Below are 23054 nucleotides of genomic sequence, written 5' to 3'. Positions count from 1 at the left end.
CCACCGCCATGGCCGACTTCCAGCAGAACGGCAACATCGCCCAGTTCCACAATCTGCGCTCGCGCCCGCTCGAGGAGATGGTCTACGAGCTCGAGACCTTCGCGCAGAGCCGCAAGATCTCGCTGATCCTGCCCTCGCTCTACTCCGAGCTCGAGGGCGACGCGCTGCCCCATATCCTGCGCGAACTGAGCCGCGTCACCTACCTGCACCGGATCATCGTCGGGCTCGACCGCGCCGACGAGGCGCAGTACCGCCACGCCCGCTCCTTCTTCTCGGTGCTGCCGCAGCAGACCACGGTGATCTGGAACGACAGCCCGCGGATGCTGGCGATCATGGAACGGCTCGAGGCGCTCGGCCTCGCGCCGCAGGAGCAGGGCAAGGGCAAGAACGTCTGGGGCTGCATGGGCTATCTCATCTCCTGCGCCGACAGCGCGGTGATGGCGATCCACGACTGCGACATCACCACCTACACGCGCGAGATGCTCGACCGGCTGGTCTACCCGGTCGCCAACCCGAGCTTTTCCTACCAGCTTTCCAAGGGCTACTACCCGCGCGTCGGCGGCGGCAAGCTGAACGGCCGCGTCACCCGCCTGCTGGTCTCGCCGCTGCTGATCGCGCTCAAGCGCACCATCGGCGATCGCGACTACATCGATTACCTGCGCGCCTTCCGCTACCCGCTCTCGGGCGAGATGGCGCTGCGCACCGGGCTGCTGCCCGACCTGCGCATTCCCTCGGACTGGGGGCTCGAGATCGGCGTGCTCTCGGAAGCCTGGCGCAACCTCGGCCCGCGGCAGGTCTGCCAGGTCGAGATCGCCGACGTCTACGACCACAAGCACCAGGACCTCTCGCCGGAGGACGCGAGCCAGGGGCTCTCGCGCATGTCGGTCGACATCTGCAAGGCGATCTTCCGCAAGCTCGCCGCCGACGGCACGGTCTTCACCCCGCATGTGTTCCGCACGCTCAAGGCCACCTACTACCGCTCGGCGCTCGACCTGCTCGAGGCCTATTCCGCCGATGCCAAGATGAACGGTCTCGCCATCGACCGCCACGCCGAGGAGCGCAGCATCGAGATGTTCGGCGAGAACATCGTGCGCGCCGGGCAGCTCTTCATCGAGAACCCGCAGGAAACCCCCTTCATCCCGACGTGGAATCGCGTGCATTCGGCGGACCCGACGCTGCTTGCCGATTTTCGCGCCGCCGTGGCGGCGGACGACGCCGAGTTCGGCTGAAAACCGCCTGCCGTGGCGTAAGTGCCGCGACGTCCTCTGGAAAATGCCCGCTTTTTCCGCTCCGGTCGCGTTGACGCGCGCGTCATCGCCCGTGAGTAGAAGAACCTGCGTGCCCTGCCGGCCCGGCCCCTCCCATCGCCGCGGCCCTCCCCCGCAGGGCCCTTCACATCGAGAGGAGGATAAGAATGGGTCTCCTAGGGATCGTTCTGTCGCTCGGCCTGCTTATGTACCTGGCCTACCGCGGCATCAACGTGCTGATCCTGGCACCGCTTCTGGCCATGCTGGCCGTGCTGTTTTCCGGCGGACTGCCGGTGCTGGCAACCTACACCCAGGTCTTCATGAAGTCGCTCGGCGGCTACGTGATCACCTACTTCCCGCTGTTCCTGCTGGGCGCGATCTTCGGCAAGGTCATGGCCGACGGCGGCGCGGCGCGCAGCATCGCCGAGAAGATCGTCGCATGGGTGGGCGGTGACCGCGCCATCCTCGCCGTGGTCCTCGCCTGCGGCGTGCTCACCTACGGCGGCGTGTCGCTCTTCGTGGTGGCCTTCGCGATCTACCCGATCGCCAACGCGCTCTTCCGCCGCGCCGACGTGCCGAAGCGCCTGCTGCCCGCGGCGATCGCGCTCGGCTCCTTCACCTTCACCATGACCGCCTTCCCCGGCACCCCGGCGATCCAGAACGCGATCCCGATCCCGTTCTTCGGCACCAACGTCTTTGCGGCGCCGCTGCTCGGCACGCTGGCGGGCCTCATCATGCTCGGCGGCGGCACGCTCTGGCTCGGCCGCCGCGCCAAGGCGGCGCAGGGCCGCGGCGAGGGCTACGGCGTGCACGAGCGCACCGCAGCCGACAGCTCGCTGCCCGAGGATGCCGACATGCCCGGCTTCTTCGCGGCGATCCTGCCGGTGATCTCGGTGATCGCGCTCAACGCGGCCTTCACCTACCTGATCATCCCCAGCATGAGCGCCGACTACCTCGCACAGCCGCAATACGGCGAGACCTCGCTGAAGAGCGTCGCGGGCATCTGGGCGATCATCGTCTCGCTGGTCGTGTCGATCGTGCTGGCGCTGGCGCTGAACTGGAAGCGCTTCGCCGACGTCAAGGAGACGGTCAACAAGGGCACGATGGGCTCGCTGCTGCCGATCTTCAACACCGCCTCCGAGGTCGGCTACGGCGCGGTCATCGCCTCGCTGCCCGCCTTCGCGATCATCCGCGACGCGGTGCTCGGCCTCTTCCCGCACAACCCGGTGGCCTCGCTGGCGGTCGCGGTGAACGTGCTCGCCGGCATCACCGGCTCGGCCTCGGGCGGCATGTCGATCGCGCTCAAGGCGCTCGGCGAGCAGTTCGCCGCCATGGGCGCCGAGCAGGGCATCAGCATGGAGCTGATGCACCGCGTGACGGCGCTGTCCTCGGGCGGGTTCGACGCGCTGCCGCACAACGGCGCCGTCATCACCCTGCTGGCGATCACCGGCATGACCCACAAGAAGAGCTACTCGGACGTCTTCGTGGTGGCCGTGGCGATCCCGGTCGTCGCGACGATCCTGGTGATCCTGCTCGGCTCCATGGGTCTCTGATCCCGGCACCATGCCAGACAGCAGCGGGGCGCCTTCGGGCGCCCCGTTCCGTTCAGGCCCGGCTCAGACCTGCCCCTCGCCCGCCTTGCGCCGCTTGCGCCGCCCGTAGGTGGCGACGCGCCAGAGGTAGAGCCCGACGATCCCCGCCACCACTGCCGTCGAGACCGGATCGAGCCAGCCCGCGACCAGGCCATATTGCGCCTGCAGCAGGTAGCCCGCCATCGCCAGCAGCGCGGTCCAGCTCACCGTGCCCACCGCCGAGAAGGCGAGGAAACTCGCCATCGGCATCCGCGCCACGCCGGCGGGGACCGAGATGAAGGTGCGCACCGTCGGGATGAGCCTCCCGATCAGCACCGCGCTGCCGCCGTGGCGGCTGAACCAGTCGTTCGAGCGGTCGAGATCCTCGGGCAGGATGGTCAGCCAGCGGCCGTGGCTGGCGGCGAGTCGCTTCAGTCGCTGCGTGCCGAGGCGGCGGCCGATCCAGTACCAGAAGAGCGCCCCCGCCAGCGAGCCGAGCGAGCCCGCGACGATCACCGCCAGCAGGTGCTCGCGCCCCGCCGCCGCGTTGAACCCGCCGAGCGGCATGATCAGCTCCGACGGGATCGGTGGGAAGACGTTCTCGAGGAACATCAGCACGCCGATGCCCAATGCACCCACCGCGTCGATGAACCCCGATATCCAGTCGAACATGCCACCCTCCGCTCGCTTGCCCGATCCCAACGCAGGGACCGGCCGGAAGGTTCACCGCATCCCGGCTTCCACATGTTTCAAATATCCCGGGGGAGACCGCGCAGCGGTCGGGGGCGGAGCCCCCCTCTTCCTGCCCCGCCCTAGCCCTTGTTCGAGATCCACCGGCATTGGTAGGGCGCCAGCGTCACGGGCCCGGCGGCGACGGTCTCGCCCGACAGCAGGTCCACCCAGTGCTCGTCCGCGATGAGGTTCAGCCCCTCCTGCGGGATCACCACCTCCTCGCCCGAGCAGTTGTGCAGCGCGAAGATCGACTGCGCCCGGTCGAGCGACTGCCTCCAGAGCCCGAACACCCGCTCGTCGAGGTTCAGCGTGAACTGCGTCGCGTTGGGGTGGAACCCCGCCTGCGCGGCGCGCAGCTTCAGCCGCTCCGACAGCATCGCCAGCACCCGCGCGTGCAGCGTCTCCGGCTCGTCCAGCAGCGCGTTCAGCTCGGCGTAGTTCCAGCGGTGGCGGTTGATCGCCCGGTTCATGCCGCGGCGCTGCACGGCCTCGAGATCGTTCGGCGTGCCGAGCATCGAGTGGATGTAGAAGGCCGGGATGCCCTCGAGCGACATGACGATGGTCTGCGAGCAGAGAAAGCGCGGCAGGTGCAAGTCGTCCTCGCCCCGAAAGGTGCGGGCCATGGCGGCGAAGAAGGCGCAGTTGAGCTCGTAGACGCTCTCGCCGCCGCCCGGCAGCGAGCGCATCGAGGCGAGCCCGCCGAGCTCGCGCGCGGTGTCGATGACCCGCGCCACCTCGCCGGGCGGCAGCAGCCCCTCGGCGGGGCGCATGCCGATGCCGTCGTGGCTGGCGGTGAAGTTGAGATAGGCGCAGCCGAGCGGCGCGGGCGGCATGGCGCGCTGCCAGTCGTTGAGGTACTTCGCCGTTCCCGCCATCATCGCGTGCAGCACCAGCGGTGGCAGCGGGAAGTTGTAGACCATGTGCGCCTCGTTGCGGTTGCCGAAATACGAGAGGTTCTCGGCCTTGGGCACGTTGGTCTCGGTCAGCAGGATGATGCTCTCGGTGGCGTAATCCGCGAGCAGCCGCAGCAGGCGGATCACCGCATGGGTCTGCGGCAGGTGGATGCAGCTGGTGCCGATCTCCTTCCAGAGGAACGCCACCGCGTCGAGCCGGATGATCCGCACCCCCATGTCGACGTGCAGCCGGATGATCCGCAGGATTTCCAGCAGCACCTCGGGGTTGCGGAAGTCGAGGTCGATCTGGTCGTGGCTGAAGGTGCACCAGACATGGCGCGGGCCCATGGCCGTCTCGACCTCCTGCAGAAGCGGCGTGGTGCGCGGGCGGACCACCATCGAGACGTCATCCGAGGGCTCCGCCTCGAAGAAGAACCCGTCGTAGGGCTTCTGCCCCTGCCGGTAGGCGTTGAACCACACCCCCTGCGAGGAGACGTGGTTGAGCACGAGGTCGGACATCAGGTGGAACTCCTGCCCGATGCGGGTGATGTCCACCCAGTCGCCAAGCTGCGGGTTCACCTTGCGATAGTCGGTGACCGCGAAGCCGTCGTCCGAAGTGAAGGGAAAGAACGGCAGGATATGCACCCCGTTCACCACCCCCTTCATGTGCCGCAGCAGGAAGTCGTTCATCAGGTCGAGCGGCTTGTGGCTGCCGTCGATCAGGCTGTCGCCGTAGGTGATCAGCACCGCGTCCTTCTGCGACCAGAGGTTGTTGCCCGGCTTGCGCGGCTGCCGGCGGCGGGTCCGCGCCGCATGGGCACCGGTCTCGGGCCAGAAGGCGTCGATGACCTGGCTTGCAAGGATGTCGGCGTCGAGCCCGGGGTAGATGAAGTGCAGCAGTTCGGAAAGACGGGCGCTGAAGGAGGTCTCGGTCATGAAAACAGGTCTCGACGGGTCCGGGTTTCGCAGGTCCGGACGGCCGGGGGAGGCGCGGTTGTCCGGGCACTTACCCTTGGGGTAAGCGCTGAGCCCCTGGTCCACAAGACTTTCCTCCCCGAACTGCCGCCCCGAGGGCGGATGCGCCCGGGAAGGCCCGCGATTGAGGCGCGACGCGGGTTTCCGAAAGCGGCCCTGTCGCATCCCGGCGGAAACATGTCGCCCGCGCGCCGCGCATCCGGGCGCAGTTGGCCGAGGATGGGCCCGCAATCCGCTTGACCTCGCGCGGCGCAGGCGGCAGCGAACTCCAGACAGATTTCGGGAAAGAAACGGACCCCCCATGAGCTCCTACGCCCTCACCGTGCAATGCCCCTCCACCCGCGGCATCGTCGCCGCCGTCGCCGGCTTTCTTGCCGAGCAGGGGTGCAACATCACCGACAGCGCCCAGTTCGACGACCTCGGCACCGGCAGCTTCTTCATGCGGGTGAGCTTCCTGAGCGAGACCGGCGCGGACCTGCCCGCGCTCGAGGCCGCCTTCGCAGCCGTGGCGGAGCGCTTCGGCATGGAGTTCGCCTTCCACGACGAGGCCACCAAGATGAAGGTGGTGATCATGGTCAGCCGCTTCGGCCATTGCCTCAACGACTTGCTCTACCGCTGCCGCATCGGCGCGCTGCCGATCGAGATCGTCGCGGTGATCTCCAACCACATGGACTACCAGAAGGTCGTGGTGAACGCCGACATCCCCTTCCACTGTATCAAGGTGACGAAGGAGAACAAGCCGCAGGCCGAGGCGGCGATCATGCAGGTGGTCGAGGAGGCCGGTGCCGATCTCATCGTGCTGGCGCGCTACATGCAGATCCTCTCGGACGAGATGTGCCGCAAGATGTCGGGGCGGATCATCAACATCCACCACTCCTTCCTGCCCTCGTTCAAGGGCGCGAACCCCTACAAGCAGGCGTTCCAGCGCGGCGTGAAGCTGATCGGCGCGACCTCGCATTACGTGACCGCCGACCTCGACGAGGGCCCGATCATCGAGCAGGACATCGTGCGCGTGACCCACGCGCAGTCGCCCGAGGACTATGTCAGCCTCGGCCGTGACGTCGAGGCGCAGGTGCTGGCCCGTGCCATCCATGCCCACGCCCACCGCCGGGTCTTCCTCAACGGCGACAAGACCGTGGTCTTCCCCGCCTCGCCGGGCTCCTACAGCTCCGAGCGCATGGGCTGACGCGAAGACGCCCCGCCGGCATCTGCCGCGCGGGGCGCTTGGCCCCGCCCGACGCCCTCAGAGTCCAGCTGGCGCGGGCGCGCCGCCTATTCGCACTCGAAGCTGGGCTTGCGGAACCCGTCGACGATGTAGTCCTTGCCGCGTTCCACCGCCGTCAACGTGTAGAGGCACTGCTTGGAATAGGGCACGTAGCTCGTCGTGGTGCCATGGGCCGACGTATGGCCGTCCGAGCCGTGGACATCGAAGGAGCTGGTGCTGGTCATCGGCACCACGCCGGTGCTGTCGATCCGCCACTGGAACGCCCGCCTGCCCCCGCCGAGATCCAGCGTGCTGGTGGGCGGGCCGTAATCCAGCATCGGCTCCTGGATCGATTTCCCGACATAGCCTTCCATGACCTGACTGGCGCAGGCGCCGCAAAGCAGCAGCGCGCCGAAAACAAGATACCGCATAAGACCTCCGAACCTCACTGACCCGGAAACTTGCACAAGGTCTCGCCAAAATCGAGCGCGTCAGCAGGAACGGCATCCGAAGCGGAAGGCACTGTCACTTCTTGGCAAGTCCTCGCCCGAACGCAGGGCCCTATTTGGAAAGACCGGCCCCGATCATTCGCGCCATGCGGGAAGGCGCGCCCCGAGCCCGCCAGCCCATCGTGTTTCGCCGGCGTGGGGAAATCGTATACCGACGGGTCAAAATCGGTTTAGCCTGAGAAAGTGCGAAATCACGGCAGTGCGAAAGAGAGAAACATGGTTTGGGTGGTTGGTGTCGTCGGATTCCTGTTTCTTCTCTTCGCGTTTCCGCGCAAGGTCGTCGGCCTTTCGATACTCGCGGTCGCAGGTATTGGACTCCTTCTCTACGCGATGGAGCGGGAGGAGGCGAGACGGGCCGCAGAATTGTCTGCGGTCAAAGTGTTGATCAACTACAACAGCGGCACTGTCTGCCCGCAGGACTATCCACTCATGGTAGTGGCCAGAAACGCGTCGAAGCGAGCCGTCAAATATGTTTCGTTCGACGTCTCGGGCTTCAGGGAAGGATATGGCGCGCCGATATACGAAACCGGCACCAGATACTTCTACCATAAGCGCCTCGAGCCATCGCGTACGTGGACTCAATGCTTCACCGTTCCAGAAAGGGTTCACGGTGTCGATCCGGATATCCTGGCGGCAAACTCCCCCCGATGCTCACATGGGTGGCCTCGAACATTTTCCAGGTCTTCGCGAAGTAGCGCATGGGGGATCTGGCTGACCGCCCTCGCAAGCCGCCGTCCGGACCCGCGCCGATCGGACGTGTCAGAAGCTAACCGCGAAGCCCAGGGCGTAGCCTTCGAGGTTCTCCCCCTTCGTGTAGCGGAAGACCGCGCGCGCCGTGGTCACCCAGGGGACCCCGGTTTCCGAGACGTCGATCTCGGCTCCTAGTCCGACCTGGGCAATCCATGGCGAGTTGAAGATCGCCTCCTGGTCGCCGCCGTAATGCCCGACCGAGAACTCCCCGACCGCGCGGATGGGTCGCCCGAAGGCCGTCTCCTGGGTGGGAACCCTCAGGCGTGACCAGAGCGCGGTGGTGATGGCCTCGGCGCTGCCGACAACGTCCCGGTCTCCCCAGATCGGCTCGAGGTAGAGGTAGTTCTGCCGCAGGGTGAGATCGACCTCCCAGTCGCTGTCCCACCTGCGGTTGTAGTCGAGGACCAGTGCCGCCCCCAGCCCGCCTGCCGTCAGGTTGCCGTCGAGAAGGAAGTTCACGTCCTTGTCGAGCTTCTTGCCGACGTAGAAGGCCCCCAGCGTGGCGTCGCTGGCGATCGTTCCGAGCGCAAGCATGAGCAGCGGGCGCAGCGCGATCGTGTCCGACAGCTTGAAATCCCAGCCGATGGCACCGGAGGCCGCAAAGCTGTTCCAGTTGACCGGCAGTCGGCGCTGCTCGGTCCCCGAAGAGGCGAGGAAGACCGGATCGTAGCGGTTCCAGCCTAGGTAGCCCTCGAGGTAGAGCGGCAGCTCGTCGCTGAAGGTGAACCCGCCGCCGAACTGCCCCGCCCGGAAGTCCACGCCCCTGTCCGGCCGCCGTCCCGTGTCGAGCGTCAGGGTGCTTGCGGTCTCGCTCGGAACGGCGGCGAGGCCGAGCAGGGCCAGCGCGCCGGAGGCGCGGCTTTCGATGGAGCCCCCGATCAGGTCGACAACAGGTTGCGCGTGGCCGGGCCGGGCATCCGACAGGGCGCCCATCAGGACGAGACCGAAGATGGTTGCCAAGCAAGCGGATCGCATGACTCTCACCCACCCCAAGCGCTGAAAGATGTCGCGCCCGAGGGCGCCGCGCTTCTCAAATACCTACAGTTATCCCGGCGAGTGTGATGCCATGCGGGACCTTGGTCAATCGCGCTGCGGGGGCGCCGCCCGCATTTCCCGGATCATGGCCTTGCGCTCCCGGGCCCTTGCGGGCGCGATGGGGGCGCCGGGTGCGCGATGCCAAGTGGCTTGCCAGCGCCTCCAAGCCTTCGCCGCTACCTGACCACCTCCCAGCCCTCGCCCGGATCGAAGAGCTCGATCCCCATGGCGCGGTCCAGGGTCTCCTCGCCGAGGTCTGACTGGTAGACCACCCCGCCTTCGCCCACCATGAAGCTCATGATGCCGGTGTCGCCATAGGCGGCGGGCACGGCCAGCAGCGCGTGACCCGCGACCATGTTGCCGTTGACCATGTAGCTGTAGGCGCCGCCGGGGGCGTGCTCTCCCTGCCCCTGCAGGATGCGGAAATAGTAGCCGTCGAAGGGTTCCGCGCCCCGATCCTCGGCATCGCGATGAAATCCGGTCAGGCTGGCGCGGGCGGCGGTCTCGTCGAAGGGGCTGGGCTCGGTGCCGGGCTCGTCGGGCCAGTAGAGACCGTCACGCTCCCCCGGGGACGAGAGGATCGAGGCCGCGAATTCTGCCACGCCATCGCCGTCGTGGTCGGTCTTCCGGTACTCGGCCTGGATCGCGCCGGCCCGGCGCAGGATGTCGATCACCGCAAGCTCGTTCCGGCCGATGCGGCGCATCAGCATCTCGTCGCGGGCGGCCTCGGCATCGAAGGCCCACTGCCCGTCCTTTGCCACCAGCGGCGCGGGAAAGGGCCAGAGGCCGCGCCCCAGGTAGAGCGTGGCGCGCCCCTCGTCCTCGACGTCGAGGCGGCTCCGGGTCTGCAGGTCATTCAGGAAGCCGCCCCAGACGGCGCGGTCCTCAGCTTCATCCCCGGTCGAGAGCACGTCCTCGCTTTCGGGACCGAAGATCGCGAGAACCCGGGGCTCGTCCTTCGCCTCGAGCGCGGAGACAAGCGCCGCGACCGCCGCTTCGGGGCTGTCGAAGGTCTGCGGCGCCGCGAGGGCGGGCCCGGCAAAGGCGGCACCGAGAAGGACCGGCACGCATCCAAAGGTCATGTTCATCTCAACGCCTCCCTCCGGGTCTGGGACCGCTGCGCCCGCCGCCATAGCTGGCCCGTCCCCGCTGGCTGGAGACGGAGGGGCGCGCTCCGGGCGGTTTCTGGAACGTGTTCGACCGGCTGGGCGTGCGCGCCGCCGGCTTCTTCGGGTTCTTCGGCCGGCTGACACGATCCGTCCGGGACGGCGACGCGGACTGCACCCTGCCGCCGGTGGGGGATCGCGTCACCTTCGGGCCCGGGTTTGGCAGCCGTGCCGGGGCCGCCCCGGTCGCCTTGCGTTTCTCGATCTTCTGGCGCGCCTCCTCGCGGCTGGCCGGGGTGGCGATGGACTTGCGCTGCGCCGCGAGCGCGCCGGCGGCCGCTCCCGCCCCGGCTGCCCCGGCCCGGTCGCGCAGCGCGTCGCGGTCGACCTGCGGCCGGTCGCTGTTGCCGATGCTGACCCGGTCCCCGGACCCGATCCCGCCAAGCGCGCCGTTGCCGATGTCGATCCGGTCGCCGCCGATGTTGATCTCGTTACGGTCGATGTTGATGTCGCCGCGATCCCAGTCGATCTCGTCGTTCACGTCCCAGCCGTGCCAGTGATCGTCGTCGTCGAAGATCTCGTCGATGAGGACTGCGCCGCCCAGAAGGATCCCGCCGGCAAGCAGCGCGTCGCCCCAGTCATTGTTCCAGTCGTCATGGGAATAGGGGCCGGCATCGTAATGGTAGACCGGCGCCCCCGAGACCGGCGTGGTGTAGACCACCTGGCTGTCATAGGTCGGCACGTAGACCACGCCGGGCGAGGACGAGGAGATGATGATGGTGTCGCCCTGTTCCTCGACCTTCTGCGCCTCGTTGTCGACGAGATAGCCGTTCGCCTTCGCCTTGCCGCGCAGGCGCTGGATCGAGGCCAGGACGTCGTCGGTCTGGGCGACGACCGCCTCGCCGGCCTGCTCGGTCCAGTCGATATTGTCGCTCATCCGGGTCACCAGCCCAGGAAAACCCGCGGCGAGTTCGCGCACGCTTTCGTCCCAAGGCTGCCCGGCGGCCTGCGCGACGCGATCCTCGTCGGACAGGTCGGCACTGTCCTCGACGAAGCGCGCCGCCTTCACCACGTCGAGCGGAAAGGTCGCGGCGACGAGCACCGGGGTCAGCACCTGGTCGGGGAACAGCGCCACCGGCCCGAAGAGCGTGTCGAGCTGCTCCCCGCTCAGCAGGCCCTCCGCCGCGACGACGTCCTTCATCGACCTTGCGTCCCCTGCCGCCTGCTGCCCGCTGGCGTCGATGCAGGGGATGGTCAGGGACATGCCGACGGCGATGTTCTCGGGACTTCCGCCAAGCGCGTCCCAGTTCGCGTCCGCGATGAAGCCGTAGAGCATCGGGTCGCCATAGGCCCGGGCAGAGATCCGGCTGAGCGTGTCGCCAGCGGTGACCACATAGGGCGCGCCACAGGGGATCGAGCCGTCGCCGACAAGCACCTGCGCCGCGACCGGACCGGCCAAGGCAAGCGCGAGCAGCGCCGCGAGTGCGGTATGACTTCGGCGGGCAAGCGGGTCCGGGGTTCTCATGACGTGATCTCCATACCTGTCGCGGCCTGGTGGGCCTGGCGATAGCCTCGAGCGATGGACCGTACGGCGCGGCCGATCTCGGCATGGGCCGCGACGTCGAGAGTGGCGAAGGACACGCGGACCGACCAGCGCGGGGCGGCGAAGCCGGATCCATTCAGCATCATGATACCGTGGTCCTCGGCGAGCCGGAAAGGAATATCCAGCGGGTGGATGTTCTTCTTGATCCAGGCCGCGATCTCGTCGCCGAGATATTTGCGGATCCAGAACTCCAGGTCCACGCTGCCGCAGTGGTGGTCGTAATAGGGCCCGGGGACGGACTCGATCCCCATGCCCTCGACGAGGTTGCGGAAGCGCCGCTCGCAGATGGCGATGCAGGCCTTCCGGCAGAGCTTCGCCTCGTCCATCATCTCGACGAGACCTAACAGCGTCATCATCACCTGCTGCGGCAGCGACAGCCCCGCGGTGTGGTTCAGCGCCACGTCCCGGCTGTCGGCCACGATGCGGTCGATGAAGCGCAGCGCGCGGGGCTCGGGGGTGAGCGCCTTGTCGCACTGCTCGATGAGCTTCAGCACCTCCTCGGGATGGGCGCGGATGCGCGCGTCGAAAATATTGTCCTGCGCCACCGCGATCACCCCCAGGCGCCAGCCGGTGCAGCCGAAATACTTGGAACAGGAATGGACGCCGATGGTGTTGCGCGGCGGGTGCCCCATCCCCGAGTCAAAGCCCGGCACGAAGGTACCGCAGACATCGACGGTCAGGATCATCAGGTCCGGCCGCCGCGTCTTCACGAAGCTGACCAGCCGCCGCATCGTGTCGGGGTCCATCGCCGCCGCAGACGGGTTGCCGGGGTTCACCAGGAAGAGCGCCTTGACCTTGGGATCGGCCAGCAGCTCGAAATCCGCGTCGGTGAACCGGAACCTGTCTTCCTGCTCGGCGCTGACCCGGACGCAGTGAAGCCCGTAATCCTCGAGCTCGGGCATCTCGGGATAGGGCGTGAAGATCGGCGTGCCGAGGGCGATGGTGTCGCCCGCATTGAGAAGCCGCAGGTTCTTCAATGCCTTGAACATGTAGCACATCGCCGCCGTCCCGCCCTCGACCGGGTAGAGGTCGCCGACAATCGAATTCGTCAGCTCGTGGACGAAGGCGTCGGGATCGAAGCCGAACGTGCGGACCGCGTGGTCGACCGCGTCGGGCAGCGTCCTTGCGGGCGGAACGCCCTCCTCCTCGACCCGGCCCGCCTCCTGCTCGATGAGGGCCTTCTTCACCCATGCGCTGAACCGGGTGCGTCCGGCGACCATCGGCGAAGGCCGATCCCTGCACGGACAACCACGGGTCGTGAAGGCGGGTGCGGAAACGGGACGCTCGGACCTCATCTCAGCCTCCCAGAGCCAGGGCGATCCCGACCAGAACGAGGCCGAGCGCCACCATCGCCAGCCCGACCCGCAGCGGCCGCAGCCAATGCCGGCCCAGCGAGTAGCCCGCAAGGAAGAGCGAGGCGATGGCGACCGCGTGCGAGGTCCAAAGCGCGCGTTTCGGATCGCCTATCAGCAGGAAGGGCAGCGCCACCGGCAGCGTCGAGAGGAAGACCAGCGCAAAGACCGCCACGGCGGCCCGCCAGTCCCCGGACGTCAGCCTGCGGGCGTCACCCGGCTCGCCTGCGGTCAGGCGGGCGCGGATCTTCTCGAGATCGCCGTCGTCGAGCAGGCCCGACAGGAGCGGCGGCAGCGCCGCGCGGATCTCGTCATGCGCCAATGCCGGCGAGCGGGCCATGCGCACCCGCTCCAGCGCCTGGTGCGACATCGCGCCCTCTGCCTGCGCCGACATCAGGTACATGGCCGCGTCGATCAGACCCCAGGCCAGGTTGCAGCCGAGCGCCGCGATCAGCATCAGGCGCACGTCGCTCGGCCCGGACTCGGCGGCGTTCAGCGAGGCGGTGAAGGTCAGCACCATGATGAGGCCGAAGAGTATCTCGCTGGCCCGCGACACCGGGTCGAGGACGCGCGCCCGGGTCATGGCGACACCGGCGGCAGGACGTAGAGCGTCAGGCCAAAGATCGCGTAGACCATCAGGACCACGACGCCGAGAAACCAGGTCGACTGCCCGCCGTTGGTCAGCATCGCCGCCGAGATCGCGGCGATGAGCATCATCACCACCGCGCCCGGCCAGAAATCGAGCCCCATCGGCGAAGGCCCGATGACATAGCTCAGCAGCACCAGCACCGGGCCGACGAAGAGCGCGATCTGCACGGCGCTGCCGAGCGCGATGCTGACGCTGAGGTCGAGCCGGTCCTTGCGGGCCGCCGAGAAGGCCGAGGCGAACTCCGCTGCCCCGCCGACCAGCGAGACGACGATGAAGCCGACGAAGGCGGGCGAGAGGCCAAGCGCCTCGCCCGCGACCTCGACCGAGGCCACGAAGATATGGCTGACGAGCGCCACCAGCACCGTCACCGCCGCCAGCGTGACCAGCGCGATGCCGATGGGCAGGCTCTCGCCGTGGTCCTCGTGCCCGGCGCTGGAGAAGGCCTCCTTGTGGGTGCCGAGCGAGAAGACCAACCCGAGGACGTAGCCGCCGATCAGCAGCACCGCGAGCATCAGGCTCAGCGTCTGGATCGCGGCGGCGTCACTCACCTTGTCCGCCGCCAGCACCGCCGAGGGCACGAGCAGCGCGACCGTCGCGATGAAGAGCAGGCTTGCCTGGAAGCGCGCCCCGACACGGTTGAAGTCCTGCACGTGGTGGCGCAGCCCGCCCAGAAGGAAGGACGCCCCCAACATGAAGAGCGCGTTGGTCACGATGGCCCCAGCGATCGAGGCCTTGACCAGCGCGTATTGCCCGGCGGCGAGCGCGGTCACCGCGATCACCAGCTCGGTGAGGTTTCCCAAGGTCGCGTTGATCAGCCCGCCCGCCGCGTCGCCCGTCTTCTCGGCCACGGATTCCGTGGCGAGGCTGAGGAGCGCCGCCAGCGGCACGATGGCCGCGACCGAGAGCAGGAACAGCAGCGTGTGCGCCCCGGGGCGGCTCGCCTCGACCGCCAGCACGACGGGCACGAAGACGAGCAGCCAGAGCAGCGGCGTTGTGCGGATCTTGCCGAACAGCTGGGTCATGGCGCGCGCCCCCTTTCGCGGTCAGACGGTGAGGACCAGGATCGGTCCGAGCAGGGTCAGGGTCACATTCGAAATCGCGTAGGGCACCGTGTAGCCGAGCACCGGCGCCTCGTTCCCGGCGGCCTGCACCGCGGCGTTCAGCCCCGCGGTGCAGGTGAAGCAGCCCGCCAGCGCACCGCAGATGACCGCCGGGTTCATCTTCAGCACGTGGCGGGCGTGGAGCAGCGACAGCACGATCGGCACGCTGACCCGACGATGGCCAGAACCGGCAGCAAGGCGCCCTGCTGCTTCAGCAGCGTCACCGCCTGCGGGCCGGTGCCGAGCCCCACGCAGGCGATGAAGATGGCGAGGCCGAAATCGCGCAGGTGCAGCGCGGTGGCGGGCGGAAGCCCTCCAAACGTGGGATGGCGCGAGCGCAGCCAGCCGAAGAGCAGGCCCGAGAGCAGGCAGCCGCCCCCCGTATGCAGCGCGACCGGAGACCCGGCGACGGGCACCGTCACCATGCCGACCAGGATGCCGATCAGGATGCCGAGCCCGAGGTAGACGTAATCGACGGCGATGCCCTGATCGACGGCATAGCCGATCAGCGGCACGGCCCCGTCGAGGCCCGAGGGCATGCCGTAGAGGCTCACCGTGTCGCCCGCCTCGAGGCGCATCTTCGGGCGCGGGATGAGGGTCTGGCCCGCGCGCGAGATCTTCACCACGTGGACGCCGCGGCGCTGCTCGGGGTCGATCCGTGCCCGGACCGCCATGATCGTCTCGCCGATGAAGTCCTTGTTCGTCAGCACGACCGTCCGCGTCTCGCCGACGAGGTCGAGGCCGCGCATGTCGCTGGTCTCGGCGCCGAGGAAGGGACCGGCCGCAAGCACCTCGTCGAGCCGGCCCAGCAGCGCGACCCGGTCGTCCATGGCCAGCTTGCGCTCGCCCGCCGGCTCGAGCACGCGCCCCCGCCGGACGATGCGCTGCACGGTCACGTAGCCGTTGAACCGCGCCTCGAAGCGCGCGACATCCAGTTCGGCCGCTTCCGGCCGGGTGATCCGGTAGACCCGGGCCACCACGCCGCGCAGCGCCGCCTCCTGCCCCGGCCCCAGCTCGTCATCGCCGCCGACGCCCAGCGCCGCGGTGTATGTCGCCGCCTCGGCCGCGAGGTCGATCCGCATGAGCCGGGGCGCGATCAGGCTGACGAAGAAGACGACCAGCGTGAAGCCGAAGAGGTAGGTGATGGCATAGGCAACGCCGATATTGGCCTGCATCGCGGTGATCTCGGCGTCCGGCAATGGCAGGCTGGCCAGCGCCTCGCTCGCCGTGCCGACGGCAGCGGATTCGGTGATCCCGCCGGCGAGCAGCCCGGCCGAGGTGCCCTTGTCGAGCCCGAAGAGCTGCGCCAGCGTCCAGATCGTCAGGAAGATCAGCACGCTCGAAACCAGCGACAGGTTGACGAGGTTTAGCGTGCTGCGCCCGAGGCTCTGGAAGAAGCTGGGGCCCGAGACATAGCCCAGCGAGTAGATGAAGAGCGCAAAGGCCATGGTCTTGATGTTCTCGTCGACCTCGACCCCGACCTGCCCGACGATGATCGCCGCAAAGAGCGTGCCGGGGATGCCGCCGATCGGGATGCCCGCGACCTTGATGCGCCCTATGGCGAAGCCGATCGCGACGCAGACGAAGAGCACCGCGATCGGGGAGGCCTCGAAGAAGGATCGGATCGCGTCCATGTCTGGTCCCTCCCCGGCCCGTCAGATGATGAGCAGCACGATGACAAGGCCCCAGAGCGTCAGCAGCGTGTTGCTGACGGCGTAGGGCACGGTGTATCCCAGCATCGGCACGTCGCTTTTCGCGACCTCGCCGACCATGGCGACCGAGGCGGTCGAGGTGCGCGCCCCGCCGCAGCAGCCGAGGTTGATCGCGTCGTCGAAGCGGAAGATGTACTTGCCGATATAGGGGGCGAGAAGCATCGGCACGCCGGTGGCGAAGAGCCCCCAGAAGAACAGCCCGAAGCCCGCCTCCTTCAGCCCCGCGATGAAGGTCGGGCCGGAGCTGATGCCGACGATGGCGATGAAGACGTTGAGCCCGACCGAGTTCATGAACCACAGCGTCGGCTGCGGGATATTGCCGATCTGCGGCCGCACGGTGCGCAACCAGCCGACGAGGATGCCGACGATCAGCGCCCCGCCCGAGGTCGAGAGCGTGATCGGGATGCCCCGCACCGGCAGCACGTAGGCCCCGATCAGCCCGCCGATGAAGATGGAAAGCCCCACCAGCACCATGTTGGTCACGGTCAGCGGCCGGTCGGCGAAGCCCACCTTGCTGACGAATTCGGCGACATGGGACGAGGAGCCGGCAACCCGCAGGATGTCGCCCCGGTTCAGTTTGGTCTTCGGCATGACCGGGATGTTCACCGCCATCGAGCCGCGCCGGATCGAGTTGAGATAGACCCCGCGCGTATAGGGCTCGCGGGCAAGGTCGATCAGCTCCCTCCCGTCCAGATCCTTGCTGGTGAGCAGCACGTCCACCGCCTCGACCGGCACGTCCAGAAGATCGCGGTCATCGACCTCCTCGGTATCCCCGAAGAGGTTGACCAGCACGTCGCGCTTGCCCGAGACCGCGACCACGTCGCCCGGCTTCAGCACCGTGTCGGGTCCGGGGACAAGCAGCGCGCCGTCGCGGCGCAGGCGCTCGATGAAGATACGCTCGCCCTGCGCCATCTCCTCGACCCGCAGCGGCGCCTTCCCGACGGCCGCCCCCCCCTCGCGCACGCGGTAGGCGCGCAGCTCGCGGGCACGCCAGGCGCTCAGGTGGCTCCCGTCCTTGCTGCCGCCGGCCAGCACCTCGCGCTCGTAGCGCGCGCAGGCGTCGGCGATGTTCGTGCCCAGCATCTTCGGCCCGAGAAAGGCGAGGATCCAGCCGGTGCCGATGGTGCCGAAGAGATAGGTGATGGCATATGCGACGGGCATCAGGTCAAGCTCCGCCTTGGCCTGTTCGGGCGGAAGCCCCGCGCTGGTGATCGCGTCCGTCGCGAGCCCCATGGAGGCGGAAATCGTCTGCGCCCCCGCCAGCAGTCCCGCCGAAAGCCCCGCGCCGTAGCCCGAGACCTTGGCCGCGATCCACACCACCGCCAGACACAGAACCGAGACGACCACGGCGAAGAGGGCCTGCGGCAGCCCGTCGGTGGCGATGCCGCGGACGAATTGCGGGCCGACCCCGAAGCCGACGGCGAAGAGGAACATAATGAAGAAGATCGACTTCACCTGCCCCGAGATCTCGATGCCGATCTGGCCGATGATGACGCCCGCCAGCAGCGTGCCGGTCACCGCGCCGAGGCTGAAGCTGCCGAACCTGATCGCGCCGACCCAGTATCCCACCGCCAGCGTCAGGAAGATCGCCAGTTGCGGATTGGCTCGGAGGGTCTCGAAGACGTAGCTGAACATGGGTCTGCCTTTCCTCTCGGACGCTATTTGCGGATGTGGTCCCTGGCGTTGTCGGGGCGGATCAGCTTCAGGCCCCTGGCGCGCTCGAAGCCGTGGATCTCCTTGACGTCGAGCTTGCGCATGAAATCGATGGTCTCGGCGCTGATGACCTGCCCGGGCACCATGATCGGAAAGCCTGGCGGATAGGGGATGACGAAATTGGCCGAGATCATCGCCGGGCCGTCCTTCAGCCGCTGGTCCACCTCGGGACTGTCGAGGGGCAGGTACTCGCAGCCCTCGGCGTAATAGGCGCTGTAGAAGGCCGAGCGCATGTCGCCCTCGGGGGTCGTCTTGCCGGCATCCCAGCGGAAGGCCTCGTGGAACTCGCTGAAGTTCGGCAGGTCCGGCACGTCGGTCATCAGCGACTTGACCCGACCCGCGAAGGAGGCGCGGCCAGTTTCCCCGCCCCCGGCAAGGTCGGCCTCGAGGCCGTTGCTGATCTCCAGCAGCACCCGGATGAGGTTCGCGACGTCGCTGCGGGTGTTGTTGATGTTCGACTGCAGCAGCACCGAGTTGCGCGAGGTCTTGTTGAACTGGATGTCATACTCATCCGCCATCAGCTTCTTGAACTGCGTGCCGTCGAACCCCGCCGTGCCGCAGACGAGTGTCATCCGCGTCGGGTCGAGGCAGAACTCGTCCTCGTGCATCGAGCGGACCTGGTCCGTCCAGCTGACGCCGGGCCTCAGGAAATCCTCGAAGCCGGTCTGCCGGTACTCGGCGGGGATCATCTCGTCGGCGCCGAGCACGCGGAAGTATTTCGAGATCACCGGATGCGCGTTCACCTCCTTGCGGATGTCGAGCGCGATCTCGATGGCGTTTGCGACGAGCCCGTAGCCCTCGAGCTCCATCTGCCGCCGCGCGACGTCGAGGCTGGCGATGAGCTGCTGGTTCGGGCTGGTCGAGGCATGGGTGAAGACCGCCTCGTGGAACTGCGCCTCGACCTCGGCGAAATCGACGTCCCGGACCAGCAGCATCGAGCCCTGCCGCAGCGCCGACATGGACTTGTGGGTGGAGTTGGTCTGGTAGACGCGCAGCCGGATCCGGCGCGGATCGGGGATCAGCCGCGCCTGCATCAGCGCAGCCTCCGTCGGGTCCTCGCCAAGCTCCGCCTGCTGCGCCTCGTAGGCGGTCACGGAAGCCGGGTCGCGCATCCACCCGGCGATCGCCTCGGCGGCCCCCATCGCCGTGCGCGGCCGCAGGAAGGGCGACCAGCGGGCGAAGCCGAACCACGCCTCGTCCCAGAGGAAGATCAGGTCGGGCTTGATCGCGAGGCATTCCTCCATCACCCGCCGGGTGTTGTAGATGTGCCCGTCGAAGGTGCAGTTGGTGAGGTCCACCATCTTGGCCCGGTCGAGCCGCCCCTCGGCCCGCAGGTCCAGCAGCGCCTTCTTGATCGAGGCGAGCGGCACCGCGCCGTACATCGAGTATTCGGTCATCGGGAAGGCGTCGATGTAGAGCGGCTGCCCACCCGCCAGCACCAGCCCGTAATGGTGCGACTTGTGGCAGTTCCGGTCGAGCAGCACGATGTCGCCGGGCGCCACCAGCGCCTGGTGCACCATCTTGTTCGAGGTCGAGGTGCCGTTGGTCACGAAGAAGACGTGGTCCGCGCCGAAGGCCCGCGCCGCCATCGCCTGCGCCTCGCGGATGTTGCCCGTGGGCTCCAGCAGGCTGTCGAGCCCGCCGGTGGTCGCGGAGGACTCGGCGAGGAAGATGTTGAGCCCGTAGAACTCGCCCATGTCGCGGATCCAGTCGGACTTGAACACCGACTTGCCGCGCGCGATCGGCAGGGCGTGGAAGGTGCTGATCGGGCGCATCGCGTATTTCTTCAGGTTGTCGAAGAAGGGCGTGCGGAACCGCTCGCCGACCCCCTCGAGCACGCACAGGTGCAGCTCCAGGAGCTCCTCGACCGCGTAGAGCACGCGGCGGATCCCCGCGGCGCGCGGGTCGCCGGCAATGCGCTCGACGTGCCGGTCCGACAGCAGATAGAGGTCGAGCTCGGGACGGATGCGCTTCACCGCCGCCGCCAGCGACAGCGGCAGGTCGGCGCCCGCGACATGGCCCGCATCGAAGCCCGCCGAGACGAGGAATTCCCGCAGCAGCGGCAGCTCCGAGGGGCTTTCATGGCCGAAACCCTCGTAGAGCGTCACTGCGGCGATGGCGGGGTTGAGCAGAATGGCGCAGATCGCCTCCTCGAAGCTGCCGACGGGCACGGGCTCGTAGATGAACGCGTCCTCGGGGCGGCGCAGGCGGCGGATCTGGGTGATCAGGTTCTCGCCGCGCGACCCGGCGCCCGGGGCCACCAGCAGCATCTCGAAATAGGGCCGGTGTCCCTGCCCCCGCGCGAGAGTGGGGGTGTTGAGGTCCGCCGGTGCCTCGGCCGCGATCTCGGCCGACTGCCAGTCGGCCGGGTCGGTCTTGTAGGAGCGGGTCAGGATCGCCTCGGAGACGCGCCGCGCGAGGGCCGCCGCCGCCCCGGCCTGCCCGCCCTCGATGCGCTTGCGCAGGCTCTCCAGAAGGCCGCGCCCGGGATAGGCGAAGAAGGCCTCGGAGGGCAGAAGCTCGTCGAATGCTTCGCGCACCTCGGCGGGCGCGGCGTCGCCTTGCTCCCAGCCCCGCGCCGCGGCGTGCAGCGCGCGCCAGCGATCGGCGCGGGCCCCCGGGAACGAGAAGAAGTGATCCACCCCCGGCGGCGGCGGTGCGGCGGCTGGTTTGTTCATGCCAATTCCCCCTGACACGGGACCGCGCATGCCGCGGCCTTGCAGGGAAATGCTATGGGAGCGCCGTCCCGCGCTTCCATTGCCGCTATGTAAGTTACTGTTAGCTCCGAAAAGCCGATCAGCCGCCAAGCGCGGCGTTCAGGTGGCTTCGCATCTCGGCCTCGAGTTCGCGCAGCACTTCGCGGAAATCGTCGATCTCGGGCCTGCGCCCCGCGTCGGGATGGCGCTCGAAATGGTGCAGCGACGAGAGAGCGAGCGACAGGTCCTCGCAGATCGCGCGGAACCTCTCGTCGGAGAGGTAAAGCCTCCTGACGGCTTCGGCATGATCCGGAAATCTTTCGATGGCATGATCGACTGCACGCATCGGAGGGGCCGTCCCGGGGCAGTGGCAGAGTTGCAGCGGTAAACCGCACAGGGCCCGAAAAGTTTCGCACAGGCGCGCCCCGGATGGGGTATGTTACGGTAAAAGCAGCATCGCATTTTTGCATCACGAAAGCATAGCAAGCGGATTTTCGACATGGCTCGCGACACCGTTCCCGCAGCCGAGGATGTGCGCCGCGAACTCGCGGACATTCTTGCCTCGTCCGATTTCGAGGCGTCCGAGCGCAACCGCAGGTTTCTTGCGCATATCGTCGAAGAAACCCTCGCCGGGCGCGCCGAGCGCATAAAGGCCTACAGCATCGCCACCGTCGTCTTCGGGCGCGGCGAGGATTTCGACGCCCAGCAGGATCCGATCGTGCGGATCGAGGCGGCGCGGCTGCGCCGGGCGCTCGAGAGCTATTACCTGAGGCACCCCCCGGCGCGCGCGATCACCATCTCGATCCCCAAGGGCGCCTACGTGCCCGAGTTCTGCGGCTCCCTGCCCGAGCACGCCGCGACCGCCGGGCCCGAGGTCAGGATCGAAGAGGCAGCGCCCCTCGTGCTGCACCTGTCGACGCCGCGCATCCTGGTCGAGACCTTCGACCAGATCGGCTCGTCGGACGGCTTTCCGACCCTCGGCCGCTCGCTCACGCTCCAGCTGGTTGCCGCCCTCACCCGGTTCACCGAGATCTTCGTCTACGGCTTCGATACCACCGAGATGCTGGATCACAGGTCGGGCGCGCTGGCGATCGACTACCGGCTCGGCGGCACAATCGTGATATCAAGCGACGCGCTGCGCACCGACCTGTTGCTGCAGAACGCCGAGGACGGGCGCTACGTCTGGGCGCACAGCGTCGAGCGCGCGCTCGAGACGGCGTGCGAGCCCTCGCGGGTCATCGGGCTCTGCGCCGAGATCGCGGGCCACGTCGCGCGCATCCTCGCGCTGCGCGACGGCATCCTCGACAGCCAGGCCCGAGAATCCGCCGGGGACGCGCCGCTGCATTTCGCCGGCTACCAGAAGCTGCTCGACTTCCAGGACTACTGGCGCACGCTCGACCCGGACCGTTTCGAGCCGCTGCGGCAGGATCTCGAGGCGACCATCGCGGGGGATCCGCGCTTCGCCGCCGCCCATGCCTGCCTGTCGATGGTCTATTCGAACGCCGCGCGCTACGGCTACACGCTCGCCGAGATCAGGGATCCGCCGCTGGAGCGCGCCATGGACCTTGCCCGCCGGGCGATCCAGCTCGCCCCGAACTCGAGCCGCGCCTACCACGCGCGCGCGGTGGCCGAGTGGTTCTCGGGCCAGCCCGAGGCCAGCATCGCGACGCTGCAGGTCGCGCGGTCGCTCAACCCGAATGACCCCGAGCTGCTGGCGGAACTGGGCTTCCGCAGCGCCATGCGGATGGACTGGAGCGCCGCCGTGCCGCTGATCGAGGAGGCCTACCGGCGCAACCCGCTGCAGAGCGGGCAGTACCGGATGGGGCTCTTCTTCTACCATTTCGCCGAGGGGCGCTTTGACAAGGCGCTGCAGGCCACCGCCGAGATCCGCGCGCCCGGCCTCGGTGTCGTTCACGCGGCGGCGGCGGCCGCGCTCGTCCGCATGGGCCGGCAGAAGGAGGCCCTTGCCCGGCTCGAGGAGGCGGAGCGGCTTTCCCCCGCCCTGCGCCCGATGCTGCGCGCGGATCTCGCGTTCCGGCAGATCCACCCCGAGCTCGTCGAAAAGATCGTCTCGGCCATTCAGGACGTTGACCCGGGCTGGGCCAGGGGCGCCGGCAGGGGTCCCCGGCGGAGCAGGTAGCCGCCCGCCGCTAACAGTAACTTACATGCCTGCTGTCGGTGCCGCACGGACGCGCGGCTAGACTTCT

At 68.1% G+C, this 23054-nt stretch carries 16 protein-coding genes and 1 pseudogene; 4 read left to right on the top strand and 13 right to left on the bottom strand.

Annotation, left to right across the window (positions count from 1 at the left end):
- The first annotated feature begins 8 nt into the window (after positions 1–8).
- Positions 9–1229 (top strand): glycosyl transferase, encoded by a 1221-nt coding sequence (locus tag PVT71_RS10850; protein ID WP_353471799.1) that lies wholly within the window; start codon positions 9–11, stop codon positions 1227–1229.
- A 185-nt stretch (positions 1230–1414) separates the two neighbouring features.
- On the top strand, positions 1415–2800 hold the full coding sequence (locus PVT71_RS10845; RefSeq protein ID WP_353471798.1) for a GntP family permease: 1386 nt from the start codon (positions 1415–1417) through the stop codon (positions 2798–2800).
- Between the two features lie 63 nt (positions 2801–2863).
- Here the strand turns inward: PVT71_RS10845 and PVT71_RS10840 are convergent, their stop codons facing one another.
- Positions 2864–3490: a DedA family protein gene (locus PVT71_RS10840; protein WP_353471797.1), complete on the bottom strand. Its 627-nt coding sequence runs from the start codon at positions 3488–3490 to the stop codon at positions 2864–2866.
- Positions 3491–3630: 140 nt separating this feature from the next.
- Positions 3631–5379: a sugar phosphorylase gene (locus tag PVT71_RS10835; protein WP_353471796.1), complete on the bottom strand. Its 1749-nt coding sequence runs from the start codon at positions 5377–5379 to the stop codon at positions 3631–3633.
- A 340-nt stretch (positions 5380–5719) separates the two neighbouring features.
- Between PVT71_RS10835 and purU the strand changes: the two genes are divergently transcribed.
- Positions 5720–6604, top strand: coding sequence for a formyltetrahydrofolate deformylase (gene purU, locus PVT71_RS10830; protein ID WP_353471795.1), 885 nt, complete (start codon positions 5720–5722; stop codon positions 6602–6604).
- Positions 6605–6690: 86 nt separating this feature from the next.
- Here the strand turns inward: purU and PVT71_RS10825 are convergent, their stop codons facing one another.
- The 11 genes and pseudogenes from PVT71_RS10825 to PVT71_RS10775 all read right to left on the bottom strand — a co-directional run bounded on the left by PVT71_RS10825 (position 6691) and on the right by PVT71_RS10775 (position 21193).
- Positions 6691–7053: a hypothetical protein gene (locus PVT71_RS10825; RefSeq protein WP_353471794.1), complete on the bottom strand. Its 363-nt coding sequence runs from the start codon at positions 7051–7053 to the stop codon at positions 6691–6693.
- An 837-nt stretch (positions 7054–7890) separates the two neighbouring features.
- Positions 7891–8841 carry a hypothetical protein gene (locus PVT71_RS10820; protein ID WP_353471793.1) on the bottom strand — a complete coding sequence of 317 codons (951 nt, stop codon included), beginning with the start codon at positions 8839–8841 and terminating at the stop codon, positions 7891–7893.
- A 251-nt stretch (positions 8842–9092) separates the two neighbouring features.
- The gene (locus PVT71_RS10815) at positions 9093–10004 is read right to left on the bottom strand and encodes a DUF2950 domain-containing protein (protein ID WP_353471792.1); all 912 of its coding nucleotides are present in this window, start codon (positions 10002–10004) and stop codon (positions 9093–9095) included.
- A 1-nt stretch (position 10005) separates the two neighbouring features.
- Positions 10006–11547, bottom strand: coding sequence for a DUF3300 domain-containing protein (locus PVT71_RS10810; RefSeq protein ID WP_353471791.1), 1542 nt, complete (start codon positions 11545–11547; stop codon positions 10006–10008).
- On the bottom strand, positions 11544–12845 hold the full coding sequence (locus PVT71_RS10805; RefSeq protein WP_353471790.1) for a bifunctional aspartate transaminase/aspartate 4-decarboxylase: 1302 nt from the start codon (positions 12843–12845) through the stop codon (positions 11544–11546). The genes PVT71_RS10810 and PVT71_RS10805 overlap by 4 nt, the downstream gene beginning before the upstream one ends.
- Positions 12846–12921: 76 nt before the next feature.
- Positions 12922–13560, bottom strand: a complete 639-nt coding sequence (locus PVT71_RS10800; RefSeq protein WP_353471789.1) for a hypothetical protein — start codon at positions 13558–13560, stop codon at positions 12922–12924.
- Complete coding sequence (cax, locus tag PVT71_RS10795; protein ID WP_353471788.1) at positions 13557–14648, bottom strand: calcium/proton exchanger; 1092 nt, start codon at positions 14646–14648, stop codon at positions 13557–13559. Before cax ends, PVT71_RS10800 begins: the two co-directional genes overlap by 4 nt.
- Before the next feature lie 21 nt (positions 14649–14669).
- Positions 14670–16360, bottom strand: a pseudogene (gene aspT, locus PVT71_RS10790) (aspartate-alanine antiporter).
- 21 nt (positions 16361–16381) lie between these two features.
- Positions 16382–18073, bottom strand: a complete 1692-nt coding sequence (gene aspT, locus PVT71_RS10785) for an aspartate-alanine antiporter (protein WP_353471787.1) — start codon at positions 18071–18073, stop codon at positions 16382–16384.
- Between the two features lie 23 nt (positions 18074–18096).
- Positions 18097–20829: an ornithine decarboxylase gene (locus PVT71_RS10780; RefSeq protein ID WP_353471786.1), complete on the bottom strand. Its 2733-nt coding sequence runs from the start codon at positions 20827–20829 to the stop codon at positions 18097–18099.
- Positions 20830–20947: 118 nt separating this feature from the next.
- Positions 20948–21193, bottom strand: a complete 246-nt coding sequence (locus PVT71_RS10775; protein ID WP_353471785.1) for a hypothetical protein — start codon at positions 21191–21193, stop codon at positions 20948–20950.
- Between the two features lie 153 nt (positions 21194–21346).
- Here PVT71_RS10775 and PVT71_RS10770 point away from each other — a divergent pair, with 153 nt between their 5' ends.
- Positions 21347–22987 (top strand): hypothetical protein, encoded by a 1641-nt coding sequence (locus PVT71_RS10770; protein WP_353471784.1) that lies wholly within the window; start codon positions 21347–21349, stop codon positions 22985–22987.
- Positions 22988–23054: the final 67 nt, after the last annotated feature.

Source organism: Salipiger sp. H15, from assembly GCF_040409955.1.
In the GTDB taxonomy this organism is placed as follows: domain Bacteria; phylum Pseudomonadota; class Alphaproteobacteria; order Rhodobacterales; family Rhodobacteraceae; genus Salipiger.
The sequence above is the reverse complement of the archived record's forward strand: the minus strand, read 5'-3'. Positions and strand labels throughout refer to the sequence as shown.